The 13,581-nt window shown below is 69.1% G+C and carries 11 protein-coding genes; 7 read left to right on the forward strand and 4 right to left on the reverse strand.

Annotation, left to right across the window (positions count from 1 at the left end; genetic code table 11):
- The first annotated feature begins 159 nt into the window (after window positions 1-159).
- Window positions 160-1,470, forward strand: coding sequence for an LPXTG cell wall anchor domain-containing protein (locus PCA76_RS18620; protein ID WP_272611709.1), 1,311 nt, complete (start codon window positions 160-162; stop codon window positions 1,468-1,470).
- 129 nt (window positions 1,471-1,599) lie between these two features.
- Here PCA76_RS18620 and PCA76_RS18625 read toward each other — a convergent pair whose 3' ends face one another.
- Complete coding sequence (locus PCA76_RS18625; RefSeq protein ID WP_272611710.1) at window positions 1,600-3,423, reverse strand: glycoside hydrolase family 35 protein; 1,824 nt, start codon at window positions 3,421-3,423, stop codon at window positions 1,600-1,602.
- Window positions 3,424-3,542: 119 nt separating this feature from the next.
- Here PCA76_RS18625 and PCA76_RS18630 point away from each other — a divergent pair, with 119 nt between their 5' ends.
- The 6 genes from PCA76_RS18630 (at window position 3,543) to PCA76_RS18655 (ending at window position 10,255) form a co-directional block, all read left to right on the forward strand.
- Window positions 3,543-4,520 (forward strand): LacI family DNA-binding transcriptional regulator, encoded by a 978-nt coding sequence (locus PCA76_RS18630; RefSeq protein ID WP_272611711.1) that lies wholly within the window; start codon window positions 3,543-3,545, stop codon window positions 4,518-4,520.
- Between the two features lie 152 nt (window positions 4,521-4,672).
- Window positions 4,673-5,995 (forward strand): carbohydrate ABC transporter substrate-binding protein, encoded by a 1,323-nt coding sequence (locus PCA76_RS18635; protein ID WP_272611712.1) that lies wholly within the window; start codon window positions 4,673-4,675, stop codon window positions 5,993-5,995.
- A gap of 70 nt (window positions 5,996-6,065) precedes the next feature.
- Window positions 6,066-7,040 carry a carbohydrate ABC transporter permease gene (locus PCA76_RS18640; RefSeq protein WP_272611713.1) on the forward strand — a complete coding sequence of 325 codons (975 nt, stop codon included), beginning with the start codon at window positions 6,066-6,068 and terminating at the stop codon, window positions 7,038-7,040.
- A gap of 11 nt (window positions 7,041-7,051) precedes the next feature.
- Window positions 7,052-7,930, forward strand: coding sequence for a carbohydrate ABC transporter permease (locus tag PCA76_RS18645; protein WP_272611714.1), 879 nt, complete (start codon window positions 7,052-7,054; stop codon window positions 7,928-7,930).
- Between the two features lie 19 nt (window positions 7,931-7,949).
- The gene (locus PCA76_RS18650) at window positions 7,950-8,129 is read left to right on the forward strand and encodes a DUF6903 family protein (protein ID WP_272611715.1); all 180 of its coding nucleotides are present in this window, start codon (window positions 7,950-7,952) and stop codon (window positions 8,127-8,129) included.
- 158 nt (window positions 8,130-8,287) lie between these two features.
- Window positions 8,288-10,255, forward strand: a complete 1,968-nt coding sequence (locus PCA76_RS18655; RefSeq protein ID WP_272611716.1) for a discoidin domain-containing protein — start codon at window positions 8,288-8,290, stop codon at window positions 10,253-10,255.
- Window positions 10,256-10,298: 43 nt separating this feature from the next.
- Here the strand turns inward: PCA76_RS18655 and PCA76_RS18660 are convergent, their stop codons facing one another.
- The 3 genes from PCA76_RS18660 to PCA76_RS18670 form a co-directional block, all read right to left on the reverse strand.
- A complete protein-coding gene (locus PCA76_RS18660) occupies window positions 10,299-11,699 on the reverse strand; it encodes a multicopper oxidase family protein (RefSeq protein WP_272611717.1) in 1,401 nt (466 codons plus the stop codon).
- Window positions 11,700-12,032: 333 nt separating this feature from the next.
- Window positions 12,033-12,485, reverse strand: coding sequence for a DUF6220 domain-containing protein (locus tag PCA76_RS18665; protein WP_272611718.1), 453 nt, complete (start codon window positions 12,483-12,485; stop codon window positions 12,033-12,035).
- Between the two features lie 9 nt (window positions 12,486-12,494).
- Window positions 12,495-13,484: a carboxymuconolactone decarboxylase family protein gene (locus PCA76_RS18670; protein WP_272611719.1), complete on the reverse strand. Its 990-nt coding sequence runs from the start codon at window positions 13,482-13,484 to the stop codon at window positions 12,495-12,497.
- Window positions 13,485-13,581 lie beyond the last annotated feature (97 nt).

Consider the following 13,581-nt stretch of genomic DNA (forward strand, 5'->3'; position numbering starts at 1 on the left):
CTCCATCGCGAACCTGGACGAGACCGGCAGGACTCCCTCGTCATCAGCCGCTTCAGCTCCGCCGGGCTGGCGCGGCCCGACGCTGCCGAACCCCGTCGTACCGCCACGGACATCGGCGTCCCTGGCCGCCCGGCATCCCCCTTGAAGGAATAGGACCCCATGAAGCTGTCTGCCCTCGGCCGTATCGCTCTGGCCACAGGCATCGCCGTGCTGGCCACCGCCACACTCCCCGGCACCCCCGCGGCCGCCGCACCGGTGAAGAGGAAGATCCTCCCCGTCCTGGTGGAATTCAGCGACGCGTCCTTCCAGTTCCCGGACAAGGTGAAGGCGTCCACGCCGGACACCTACTTCGGGGCGAAGAGCGACTCGGCCGCGTCGTACCTGTCCGAGGTGTCGCGCGGGCAGTACACGGTGGTGCCCGCCGTCAAGGAGCAGTTCCTCGGCCCGATCAAGCTGAATCTGAGCGCCGCCGGCTGCCCGCAGGGCAAGATCAATCAGATGACCCGGGAGGAACTCACCAAGCGGGGCCTGGTCGCGGGCAAGGACTACGAAAGCCTCTCGATCGTCTTCCCGGCGCAAAAGACGAACTGCCCCTGGGCCGGCCTCGCGACCATGCCCGGCCCGACCACCTGGATCAACCTGTACGGCACCGCCAGTGGCATCGACGTCGTCGGCCACGAACTAGGGCACAACCTGGGCTTCGGGCACCAGGGTCGATTCCTGTGCACCGGCGGCGACCTGGGTTCCTGCAAGTCGGACGGCAGCAGCTACAAGAGCATCATGGGCGCCGGCTATCGGGCGTCCGGCTTCTCCGCGCCCGAACTGATCCGCGCCGGATGGCTCCCCGGCGGGGCGTCTCTCAAGGTCACCAAGTCGGGGGTCTACACGCTGCGTTCCCTGCACGGCAAGGGCAGCGGAACCCGCGCCCTGGACATCGCATTGGGCGGCGACCGGCTCGTCATCGAGTACCGCCACGCGGCGGGCACCCTGGACGCGAAGATCGAGGGCGTACACGCCTACCGCGTTCCCAAGGGTTCCTACGGCGCCTCGTCACTCATCGACACCACGGTGGAGAACAAGACGGCCGCCAACGACGCACCGAGCAACACCGACGCGATCAAGAAGCTGACCGACAAGGCGAACAAGGTGTCCGTCGCCGTCGTCTCCTCCGGCGGCGGCCAGGCCAAGGTCAAGGTCGCGCTCAACGGCGATTCGCTCTCTGCCATCGACGCGACCCCCTCGAAGTCCGCGACCCCGACGCCCAGCGCCGCCACCCCCACCCCCAGCGCCAGCACCGACACCGAAGCCGTGACCGACGGCTCCGAGCCGGTCACCGAGTTCGGCTCCGGGGAGCTCACCGCCACTGGCGGCCGCTCGACCACCTTGCCGCTCGCCGTCGGCGGCGGTGCCGCCCTCCTGGCGGCCGGCGCGGGATTCCTCCTGCTGAAGCGTCGCCGCAAGCGCGCCTGACCGGCCTATCGGGCCCCGGACGACCGCCCGCACGGCGGACGACCGGGGCCCGGTCGCACTGTCGCTCATCACGCCTGTCCGGCGAACCGTCAGTCCGGCGCCGTACGCCCGCTGGTCGTCTGCCAGTGGTCAGTCGAACTCCTCGACGTATTCCTCGGTGGGGCCCAGCTCAGGCTGGTCGCGCAGCTCCAGGACCGGGCCGAGCCGGTCGGTCTCCAGCACGACGACGGTGTTCTCGCCGGTGTGCAGCAGTGGTGCGGGGCAGTAGAGGGTCACCTGCGGGCCAATGTCCCAGTAGCGGCCGAGCAGGAATCCGTTGACCCAGACCAGGCCGTGCACCGAGCCGGGTAGGGCCAGGAAGGTGTCGGCCGGTTTGTCGATGTGCACGGTCGCGACCGCGAAGCCCGCGCCGGTGCTGGCCGGTCCGGCACTGGTCGCGAGGCGCAGGTCGTCCGGTGTCCACTCGGCCAGCACGATCGGGCTGCTGGTCCAGCCGTGCACGATCCTGCGATCGACGAGCACCGGTCCGAGCAGGCCCTTGTGCTGCCCGACCAGCGGGCCGTAGTTGATGCGGCCGAGGTTCTCCACCAGGACCTCGAGGCGCACGACCGCTCCGGTGCCGCGGATCGGTAGCTCCGGGTGCTCGGCGTCGGCCACGCCGATCGGTACGCCGTCGGCGAGGACGACCGCCCGGTCGCGTACGTCGGTCAGGATGATGGTGTGGTCGCCCGTGGGGATCCTCGGGTGGGCGGTGAGCAGCACCATCCCGGCGTCCAGACCGAGCTGCTCGAAGGTGGCCGGCCGTGGAGCGGTCGACTCCGGCGCCGGCACGGCGCGCAGACCGGCGATCAGGTCGGCGCGGTGGGTCAACGGCACCTGCGCCGGCGGGAGCACCGGCATCCGTTCGGATACCCGCAGCGGCCCGGTCGCGCCGAGTGCCGCGCGCATGGCGTGGAACTTGGCGGTGAGTGTGCCGTCCTCGGCGATCGGTGCGTCCGAGTCGTAGCTGGTGATGGTGGATTGCAGCCGGCCCCGGTCCACGTTGGCGCCGGCCCACAGCCCGAAGTTGGTGCCGCCGTGCGCCATGTAGAGGCTGACGCTTCCGCCCTCGACGATGATGGCGTCGAGAGTGCGTACGGCGCTGTCCACGCCGCGGACGTGGTGCCGCTCGCCCCAGTGGTCGAACCAGCCGTTCCAGTACTCGGCGACCACGAACGGTTCGTCGGGCCGGCGCTGGGCGAACAGGGTCCGCGCGGCCTCGGGCTTCGAGCCGAGGGTGGCCGCGGCAAGCGTTCCGGGCACCGTACCCGCGTCGTGCATCAGTTCGGTCGGTCCGTCGGCGGTGAAGAGCAGCTCGGTGATGCCGCGATCGACCAGGGCTGAGCGATTCCAGTGCAGGTATGCCTCGTCGTCGCCGTAGCTGCCGTACTCGTTCTCGACCTGTACCGCCACGACCGGCCCGCCGGCATGCGTCTGCTGCTGCGCGATACGGGGGATCAGCTCGTCGAACCAACGCTCGACCGGCCCGGTGAACGCCGGGTCGGAGCTGCGCAGGACCACGTCGCGGGCGGTGAGCCAGGCTGGCAGGCCACCATTCGACCACTCCGCGCAGATGTACGGGCCGGGCCGCAGGACGACGTCGAGGCCCTCTTCGCCGGCGAGTGCGATGAACGCCTCGATGTCGCGCCAGCCGTCGAAGCGAGGTGCGCGGTCCGCGTGCGGCTGGTGGAAGTTCCAGGGCACGTAGGTGTCGAGGGTGTTGAGACCGAGGTCGGCCAGCCGCCGAATCCGGTCGCGCCACAGCTCCGGGTGGACCCGGAAGTAGTGCAGGGAGCCGGAGAGGATGCGGTGTGGGACGCCGTGCCGGTAGAGCTGGCGGTCGCTCCAGCCGAGCGCGGGCGATGGCCGGGTCGACGATGTCACTGTGCTGCCCGGCCGGGTCGTCTCGATCATGGCGGAAGCTTATGTTACCCGTGCCATCCGTAACAATGGCGCTAGGATGCCGCCGTACCGGGTTCTCAGGAGGGCGGGGACGGATGACCGAGGCGACAATGCGTGGCAGGCAGCCGAGCATGGCTGACGTGGCACGCGCCGCCGGTGTATCGGCGCAGACGGTCTCGCGTACGCTGCGCGACTCGCCGAACGTCAACGCGGAGACCCGACGTCGCGTGCTCAACGCCGTCGAGCAGCTCAGATACCGGTACAACGGGGCTCCCCGGCTGCTGTCCTCGGGACGGAGCTTCACGCTCGGCCTGGTCCTGTTGCAGGCCGGCGGCTACTACTCGCGCTCGGCGGTGACCGCCGGGGTGGAGGCGGCGGCCGGTCAGGCGGGTTACTCGGTGAGCATCGCGACCATCGCCGAGCTGGACACCGCGCTGATGGAGAAATCCCTTCTCAAGCTCTCTGACCAGGGCGTCGACGGCATCATCATCGCGGTCCCGCTGATCTCCGTGACCCAGCGGATGGAGGACATCACGCGGGACATCCCCACCGTCACGGTGGATGGTTCCCGCACCACCGGGGCGCGGGTGCTGGGCATCGACCAGCACGAGGCGGGGCGCACGGCCACCCAACACCTGCTGGACTCGGGGCACCGCCAGGTGTGGCACGTGGCCGGGCCGGACGAGTGGATCGAGGCACGGCAGCGCCGGCAAGGCTGGCAGGAGTGCCTGGCGGCCGCCGGGATCGATGCGCCGCCAGCGCTGGAGGGCGACTGGTCGCCCGAGTCGGGCTACCGCCAGGGACAGATCCTCGCGATGATTCCCGAGGTCAGCGCCGTCTTCGTGGCCAGCGACGAGATGGCGTTCGGCCTGATCAAGGCGTTGCGGGAGCGCGGGCGGTCGGTGCCGCAGGACGTGTCGATCGTGAGCGTGGACGACATCGAGCTGGCGGCGTACTGCCACCCGCCGCTCACCACCGTTCGGCAGGACTTCTACCGCTCCGGGGCGGCTGCCGTCGCACTCCTGCTCGGCACCGATCCCGAGGGCGAATCGCTGACGCACGCGAGCCTCATCGTCAGGGAGTCGACTGCGGCGCCACGGTCCCGCTGACCGCTCGCGCCATCGACATATCGTTCTTGACGACTCATGTTACGGGTGCCACAGTAACAACGCGCGGCCCGCCCAGCGATCTAGCGGACCACGCCCCGTGCACGCCGCTAACTTCCGCACAGATGTGCGCACCGCCCATGGAGGACCACCCCATGTTGAGAAAACCCATCGTCCTAGCGGTCGCCGTCGCGACGTCGCTCAGCCTGCTCACAGGCTGCTCCGGGGGCGACGACGACGCTGACGGCAAGAAGACTCTGAAGATCGCGGCCTTCGAGGGCGGCTACGGCCGGGACATGTACGTCCAGGTCGTCGAGGCGTACAAGGCGAAGCACCCCGATGTGGACGTGCAGCTGCAGCTCTCGAAGACCCTCGAGGACGAGATCAGCCCGAACATGAAGGCCGGCAAGTTCCCCGACGTCGTGGTGCTGCCTCAGGGCCGCAAGGCCGCGCTCGCCGAGACGCTGGTCAAGGACAAGGCGCTGGAGGACCTCACCGGTGTCCTGGACATGACCGTGCCGGGCGAGCAGACCACGGTGCGGGCCAAACTCGCCGACGGGATCGTCGGCAACCTCAGCACGAACCCGTACAACGACGACAAGACCTACCTGATGCCGATGTTCTACGCGCCGACCGGCCTGGTCTACAACAAGAACCTCTTCGCGCAGAAGGGCTGGCAGGTCCCGACCAACTGGGACGAGATGTTCAAGCTCGGTGACACCGCCAAGGCCGAGGGCATCGCGCTGTTCACCTACCCGACCGCGGGCTACCTCGATTCGTACTTCTTCGCACTGCTCGGCGACGTGGGCGGTGACCAGTTCTACAAGGACGTGATGACCTACTCCGAGGGCGTCTGGAAGACCGCGCAGGCCCGCCAGGTCCTGGACGTCACCACCAGGCTGCTGAGCTACGCGTCGAAGACCACCGTCGGGTACGCGAACGAGCAGGACTTCACCAAGAACCAGCAGTCGATCCTCGACAACAAGACGCTGTTCATGCCGAACGGCACGTGGGTCGTCGGTGAGATGAAGGACGCGCCGCGCGCCAACGGGTTCGAGTGGGCGATGGCTCCGCTGCCGGCGGTCACCGCGGGTGGCAAGCGCTACCTGACCACCATCGTCGAGTCGGCCTGGGTTCCGAGCGGTGCCCAGAACAAGGACGCCGCGAAGGACTTCGTCGCGTACCTCTACTCCGACGAGGCCACCAGCATCTTCGCCAAGTCCAACGCGATCCAGCCGGTCAAGGGCATCGCCTCGACGCTGCCCGCCGAGATCACCGACTTCTACAAGCTCTACGAGGACCCGAGCGTCACCGCCCTGGTCGGCGGCTTCGCCAGCACCGCGCCGGTCGAGGGCGTGAACATCAAGGGGACGCTCTTCGACACCGCGAACAGCATCATCAGCGGCGACAAGACCGTGGACCAGTGGCAGACCGCGCTGAACGACGCCAGCGAGAAGCTGCGCCAAGCGGGCAAGTGACGCCCCGGCGGCAGCCCGGTTCCGGGCTGCCGCCGATCCCCTCCCCCGCGAGAGCCAAGGACTGGTCACGGTGACGACGACCCTCACTCCATCACCCCCGGGCGCCAGCAAGCGTGCGCCCAGCCGATTCCCGGCATCGGCGCGCGGTCCCGCCGCACGCGGCCGGCGCGGCGACGGTCGGTTCGTCGCCGCCTGCCTGCTCCCGGCGCTGGCACTGTTCGCACTGTTCATGATCTGGCCGACCATCAGCGTGTTCCGGATGTCGCTCTACACCTGGAGCGGCTTCTCGGCGCAGATGAAGTTCGTCGGCCTGGACAACTTCACCAAGCTCCTCGACGACGAGCAGTTCCTGCGCGCGTTTCAGAACACCGTCGCGCTGCTCGTGGTCGTGACCGTGGTGACGATGGGGATGGGCCTGTTCCTCGCGGCCGTCATGACCCGGCAGCAGCTGCGTGGCCACACCTTCTACCGGTTCGTGCTCTACATCCCGAACGTGCTCTCGGTCGTGGTCATCGCGGCCATCTTCTCGGCCGTCTACGACCAGGAGAATGGCCTGCTCAACGGCACACTCCGGCTGCTCTCGCTGGACGGACTGCAGCAGGTCTGGCTGGGTGACCAGAAGCTGGTGCTCTACTCGGTCGCGATCGCGATGCTGTGGCAGTCGCTCGGCTACTACATGGTCATCTACATGTCGAGCATGGCGAGCATCCCGGAGGAGTTGTACGAGGCCTCCGCGCTCGACGGCGCCTCGGCCGGCCGGCAGTTCTTCGCCGTCACGCTGCCGCTGATCTGGCAGAACCTGCGGACGACGCTGACCTTCTTCATCCTCAGTTCGGTCAACCTCAGCTTCGTGCTGGTTCGGGCGATGACCGGTGGCGGTCCGGACGGCGCCTCCGAGGTGCTGCTCAGCTACATGTACAAGCAGGCGTACACGAACTCGGCCTACGGCTACGGCATGGCCATCGGCGTCGTGATCTTCGCTTTCTCGTTCCTCGTGTCGCTCCTGGTGAGCCGCGCGACCCGGCGTGAGCCCCTCCAGTTCTAGAGGACAGTCCCATGACCACGATCAACAAGTCCGGTTCGCGGCCCGGCCGCGGCCTCACCCATCTGCTCGTCGGTGTGATCACGCTGCTCATCGTGATCCCGGTCGGCTGGGTGCTGGTGGCCTCGCTCAAGCGCAAGAGCGAGTTCTTCGGCAGCCCCTGGACCCTGCCCGAAGGCCTGCACCTGCAGAACTACGTCGACGCGTTCGGCGGCGCGCACATGGGCCGCTACTTCGCCACGTCGGTGCTCGTCACACTCCTTGGCCTGGTCTTCGTGCTGGCGGTCTCGGTGCCGGCGGCCTACGTCGTCGCCCGGTACGAGTTTCGCGGCAAGAGCATCGTCGAGGTGGCGCTGCTGGCCGGGCTGTTCGTCAACGTCAACTACATCGTGGTGCCGATCTTCCTGATGCTGGTCGACTGGGACCGCGCGCTGGTCGACGTGTTCCCGGACGGATTCTTCCTCGACAACCCGGCGATGCTCTCGCTGGTCTACGCGGCGACCTCGATCCCGTTCACGATCTATCTGCTGACCGCGTACTTCCGGTCGATTCCGGGGGAATTCGAGGAGGCGGCGCTGCTGGACGGGGCATCCCGGTTCCGGATCATGACGCGGGTGATGCTGCCGATGGCCCGGCCGGCGGTCACCACGGTGATCCTGTTCAACTTCCTGGCGTACTGGAACGACTTCGTCATCGCACTGACGCTGCTGCCCGGCGAGGGCAAGACGTTGCAGGTCGGCCTGCTCAACCTGATGGCCGCGCAGAAGGCAGCCGCGGACCCCGGGCGGCTCTACGCCGGCATGGTCATCGTCATCGTGCCGGTGCTCCTCCTGTACGCGCTGATCCAGCGTCGCCTGATCCAGGGCATGGCCGCCGGCGGCGTGAAGGGCTGAGGCCCGAGAAAGGGATGTCATGAAGGAATCGACGCGTACCACTCTGGTGGTCGTCGCCCGGCTGCTGATCGCGCTCGCCTGCGTCGTCACCGTGGTGGTCATCCGGCCCACGGTCGGGTGGGGCAGTCTCGCGATCATGCTCGTGGCGCTCGCCGTCCTGATCGGTCTTCTCGCGGACTACAACCGGAAATTCCGATGAGTCGGCCCGGCGACGGCCGACGAGCCCGCGGTCCACCGGGGCCGTCATCCGGCGATCCGTCCCCCGGTCGTACGAACACGACAGCTCCACGAGATTGCAAGGACTCCCCCACACCCCCACGGTTAGGACTTTCGATGCGCCTGTTCAGGTCCTCGTTGGTGGCTTTGACCACGCTAGCCACCGCAATACTGGTCGCCGCGCCCCCCGCCGCGGCAGCCGCAACGAACTACTACGTCGACTGCTCCGCGAGCTCGCAGGGAAGCGGCACCCAGGCCAGCCCCTGGAACAGCTTCGCGCCCGTGAACGCCAAGACGTTCGCGGCCGGCGATCAGATCCTGATCCGGCGCGGCACGACCTGCGCCAACCAGGAACTCTTCCCCAAGGGATCCGGCACGGCCGGCGCACCGATCATCATCGACGCGTACGGCAGCGGCGCCAAGCCGGTGCTGGCCGGCAACGGCGCTGTCGTCGACGTGGTCAAGCTCTACAACCAGCAGTACTGGGAGATCCGCAACCTGGACATCTCCAACAAGGGGTCTGCGGCCGCCACCCGCCGTGGCGTGCACATCATCCGCGAGAACTCCGGCACCGGCACCTACTACCGGGTGACCGGGCTCAACGTCCACGACGTCAACGGCAACCAGACCAAGAAGGACGACGACGCCAGCGCCGGCATCTTCTTCGAGGTCCTCGGCTACACCACGCAGACGAAGTTCGACGACGTGTTGATCAACAACAACACGATCGCCACCGTCGACCGCTACGGCATCCACTTCTGGACCCGCTGGATGGTCCGGCCGGAGCTGGCCAACCCCAACTGCGGCTCCACCTGCGGAAACTGGCTTCCGCAGACCCGGGTCGTCGTACGCGGCAACACGGTCACCGACATCGGCGGCGACGCCATCGACGTGCACCACACGCAGAGCGCCCTGGTCGAGAACAACCGGGTCGACGGCTTCCGGGTCCGCGAGCCCGCGCAGTGCGCCGCCGGCATCTGGGGCTGGAACATCAACGACGCCCTGTTCCAGTTCAACGAGGTCAGCGGCGGGCGTAGCACCTGTGACGGGCAGGGCTTCGACCTGGACGAGGGCAACATCCGCACCATCTACCAGTACAACTACAGCCACGACAACGAGGGCGGCTTCATCCTGCTCTGCAACGGTGGGGGTTCGACCACCCGGGACAACATCGTGCGCTACAACATCAGCCAGAACGACCGCGGCCAGATCTTCGACCTCGTCTGCGGGAAGCTCACCAACACGAAGATCTACAACAACGTCTTCTACGTGGGTGAGGCAGCCCAGATCATCAACAACGCCAACGGCTCGGCTGGTGCCAATGTCGAGTTCTACAACAACATCTTCTACGTGACCACGACCCAGGCCAGCTACAACGCCGGGGCTCTGCTGTTCGACTCCAACGTGTTCTACGGCCAGCACCCGGCCGGCGAGCCCACCGACCCGAACAAGATCACCGCCGATCCGCTGTTCGTCTCGCCGGGCACCGCCACCTCGATCAGCAACGCCGGTGGCTACCGGCTCCGCGCCGGCTCCCCGGCGCTGGCCAGCGGCCAGGTCATGACCACCCCGGGCAGCCGCGACTACTTCGGCGGCGCCGTCACCCAGGGATGCCGTCCCGACCGGGGCGCACACCAGCTGAGCACGGTCTGCGTGCCCAGCGCCGGCGTCATCCCCCGGACCGGCTGGTCGCTGAAGTACACGGACAGCCAGGAGACCGCCGCCGAGAACGGGGCGGCCACCAACGCCTTCGACGGCAATGTCAGCACGATCTGGCACACCAAGTACACCGGCGGCAACGCCCCGATGCCCCACGAGATCCAGATCAATCTCGGGGCGAGCTACTCCGTCTCCGGAATCCGCTACCTGCCCCGGCAGGACAGCGGCGGCGGCGCCGCCAACGGGCGCATCGGCCAGTACGAGGTCTATGTCAGCACTGACGGCGTCACCTGGGGAACGGCCGTGGCCACCGGCACCTTCGCCAACAACGCCAGCCAGAAGGAGGTCCGGTTCACCGCGAAGACCGGGCAGTACCTGCGGCTGCGTGCCCTGAGCGAGGTCAGCGGCAACCCGTGGACCACCGCCGCGGAGATCTACGCCCTCAACTGACCGGGCACACCAGGGAGCCTCCGGCATCGCGCCGGAGGCTCCCTCACGAGTACATCAGGTGCAGCGTCATCCCGGCTTCGGCGTGCGCCAGGTTGTGGCAGTGGTTGGCCCACATACCTGGGTTGTCGGCCCGGAACGCCACCTCCCACACGTCGCCGGGGCGTACGTCGAACGAGTCCAACCACAACGGACTGCCCGTCGCCCGCCGGTCGTTGCGGGACAGCACCAGGACGTGATGGCCGTGCAGATGCCACGGGTGCACGATCTGGGACCGGTTCACGATCGTGAACGTCACGGTGTCACCGAGGCGTACGACCTGCGGTGGGATGTCCGGGTCGGCCGCGCCGTTGACGGTGTGGGCGTATCGCGGGAGCAGTCCACGCAGGTCCAGGCCGCGGTCGAGAACGAGGGTGAACTCCCGGTCGAACCGGGACCACGGCATCGCAGAAGGGCCACCGTAGGTGAGCGGATCCAACACCGGCCAGGCGGTGGTCGCCGCCGACACCGGTCCGGTCGAGTAGACGGCCCGACCATCGACGAACAGGGCGACCGGCGTGGCGGGCGCGGTGAACACCAGGTCGTAGCGTCCCCCAGCCGGGATCAGCACGGCAGTGTCCACGAGCGGGGTCGGGCCGTGCAGGTCGGATCCGTCGATCGCGGAGACCCGGAACGGAGTGCCGGCCAGCCCGTACCGGTGCGTCGTGCTGTCGGTGTTGATCAGCCTCAGCCGCACGGGCACCCCCGCCTCGACCGGCTCCGTTCTCGGCTCGGGTAGCGCGACACCGGCCAGGGTGTGCACCGGCACGGTGACGTCGACGCCGGTCACCGGCGTCGGGCGCACCACCAGGACACCGTAGAGGCCCATCCGCACGCCGACGTCGGAGACCGAATGCGTGTGGTACCAGTACGTGCCGACCTGATCGGCACGGAACCGGTAGACGAACTCCTGCCCGGGCCGAACCGCCGCCTGGGTCACTCCGGGCACCCCGTCCTGGCTGTTCGGCACGTCGTACCCGTGCCAGTGCAGCGTGACGCCCTTGGCGATGTCCCGGTTGCGCATGGTCGCCTCGATGACGTCGCCGACGGTGGCCGTCAGCTCCGGCCCGGGGACCTGCGCGTTGAACGCCCACGCCGCGACGTCCCGGCCGCCCGCCCGCACCGTGGCGGTCCCGGCCGTCAGGGTGAACCGCCTGGTCGGTTCGCCGACGGTCCGCGCATCCCCATATTCATGATCATGGGGTACGCCGGGCGCGGCGGCCGGGGCGACGACCAACCCGGTTCCGGTCACCAGCGCCGCGACCGCCACCGCGAGGGCTGCCCGGGACACCGTCCGGGACGGGCGCGCGCCGAGGGCGCGCCACGAGACCGCGGTTGCCGCCAGCACCCCGGCGACCGCCAGCAGTCCCACGCCCGCCGACGCCGGATAGCCGTGCAGGAGCGTCACGAGCAGGGCGCTGCTCTGCGCGTACCCGGCGAAGAGGAGCGGGACCGCGACGGACCGGATGTCGCCCGCGCCCGCAGCAACCGCGCCCGGCGACGGCCACCGCCGCGAGCGACAGTGGGGCGGCGATGAGGACCTTCTCCGCCGCGAACAACCAGCCGGCGCGGGCGAGCGCGGTGATCGTGACGGCGCGGGCGAGCGTGGCGAGCAGCGCGAAGGCCGCCAGCCCCAGCGCGAGCGGGCGACGCCGAGCGGCGGACGCCGCGCCACCGCCCAGCCATCCGGCGGCAGCCAGGAGCGCGATCACGAGGTCGGCCGCGAGCAGCGAGCCGGTGGTCACGCCGGCTCCCCCTCGCGAACGGTCACGGGTGCGGCGGCGACAAGTTCCGGTCGGTCCAGCTGTCGCGCTGCCCTCACCACGGCGACCACGACGTGCACCGCCACGATCCCGTTGACCGCGTGCAGCCCGGCGATGGTCAGGCCGAGCGGAGTGCTGACGCCGGCGGCGTCGGTGGACGCGTTCGCGAGCATGGCGATGAGCGCCTGCACGACGACGAGCCCGATAGGCAGGACCGCCAGTCCGATGATCCGGCCCGGCGCCTTCGCCAGCGCGGCGAACAGGGCGGTGAGCACTGTGAGAACGGGGATGACCGCCATGCCGTTGACGCTGTGCAGGGCGTACGCGCCGTCGCCGGCGGGCTTCGTGAACCCGCCCACGGCGGCGAAGACGAACTGCAGGACGAACGAGACGAGCAACAGGATGCTGACGATGACGAATGCCTTGCGCATGGTGACCTCCTAGAGGTGCGCCGAGGTCAGGGCCCGGGCGACGTGATCGGTGGCCGTGATCGCCCCGTACGCGACGAGCCGCACGAGGTCGGCGTCGGCTGGATGGGAGAGCCGCCAGAGGGCCACGTCGCCCACGCTGATCGCGCCGGGCGCGAACGCCGCCAGCAACGCGATCCGGGTCCCGACCCGGTCCGTGCCGGGTACGTCCCGGACCAGGTCGACGGCCCAGTCCGAGGGCCGGGCGGGGTAGCGGCCGTCCTCCCAGCGCACTGTTGCCGTGACGGTCTGGCGCGCCACGTCGCCCAGCAGGTCCCCGCCCTGGGTGGCGGCGTTCCTCAGGGCCGCGTACGCGGCGCCGACCGGGCTCTCCCCCGCCCAGGCTGGTGGTTCCGTCGCACCGACGTCGAGCAGCGGGAGGCTGCGGCCGGGCTCCTTCGGCTCCCGAGCCGTCCTGGCGTAGAGCCGGCCCCCGACCGACCGCACCAGCGGGGAGCGTTGCAGGCCGCCGGGCAGCAGATCGGGGTCGAGCAGCGCCGAGACGACCCGGTTGATGAAGTGGAAGACGAGCAGGGTGCCGGTGACCTCGGGGCCGTACCGACTGGTCCAGCCGGCGGCCATCGGGCTGCGGCTCGCCTCCGCCCAGGCAGCGAGCTCAGCGTGCCTCGGCTCTGATGGCGTCCCGCCACGGGCAATGGCCTCGGCCACCTCGTGCTCACCCAGCGCGTGCAGCAGCATCACGTGGGCGTCGACACAGAACCGGCAGCGGTTGGCCCGGGACACCGCCGACGCGACGACCTCGCGGTCGACCCGGGACACGTCCCCGGCGAGCAGGGCCTCGCGCATCAGCGCCCAGGTCGCGGCCAGCACCTCCGGCACGGCCGCGAGCGCCTGGAAGGTGGGCGCCGGCCCGAGGAACTCGTCTCTCAGCTGCCGGTAGACCTCACCGGTCAGACCGGTCGCCGTATTCGCTGGAGCGGGGGTGAAGAAGCGGTATGTCATGGGCTCGATGCTTGACCCGAGGGGCCGGAAAAGCGTCGTGCCACCGCAGGCACTTGGCTGGCCGCCGATACCGCGTCCGCAGTACGCCCACCTACCG

The organism is Micromonospora sp. LH3U1, from assembly GCF_028475105.1.
Classification (GTDB): domain Bacteria; phylum Actinomycetota; class Actinomycetes; order Mycobacteriales; family Micromonosporaceae; genus Micromonospora.

Coding starts and splice junctions, on each gene's coding strand:
- PCA76_RS18650 (WP_272611715.1), top strand. CDS start 7,950: ATGAAGGAATCGACGCGTACCACTCTGGTGGTCGTCGCCCGGCTGCTG.
- PCA76_RS18630 (WP_272611711.1), top strand. CDS start 3,543: ATGGCTGACGTGGCACGCGCCGCCGGTGTATCGGCGCAGACGGTCTCG.
- PCA76_RS18625 (WP_272611710.1), bottom strand. CDS start 3,423: ATGATCGAGACGACCCGGCCGGGCAGCACAGTGACATCGTCGACCCGG.
- PCA76_RS18645 (WP_272611714.1), top strand. CDS start 7,052: ATGACCACGATCAACAAGTCCGGTTCGCGGCCCGGCCGCGGCCTCACC.
- PCA76_RS18670 (WP_272611719.1), bottom strand. CDS start 13,484: ATGACATACCGCTTCTTCACCCCCGCTCCAGCGAATACGGCGACCGGT.
- PCA76_RS18665 (WP_272611718.1), bottom strand. CDS start 12,485: ATGCGCAAGGCATTCGTCATCGTCAGCATCCTGTTGCTCGTCTCGTTC.
- PCA76_RS18635 (WP_272611712.1), top strand. CDS start 4,673: ATGTTGAGAAAACCCATCGTCCTAGCGGTCGCCGTCGCGACGTCGCTC.
- PCA76_RS18620 (WP_272611709.1), top strand. CDS start 160: ATGAAGCTGTCTGCCCTCGGCCGTATCGCTCTGGCCACAGGCATCGCC.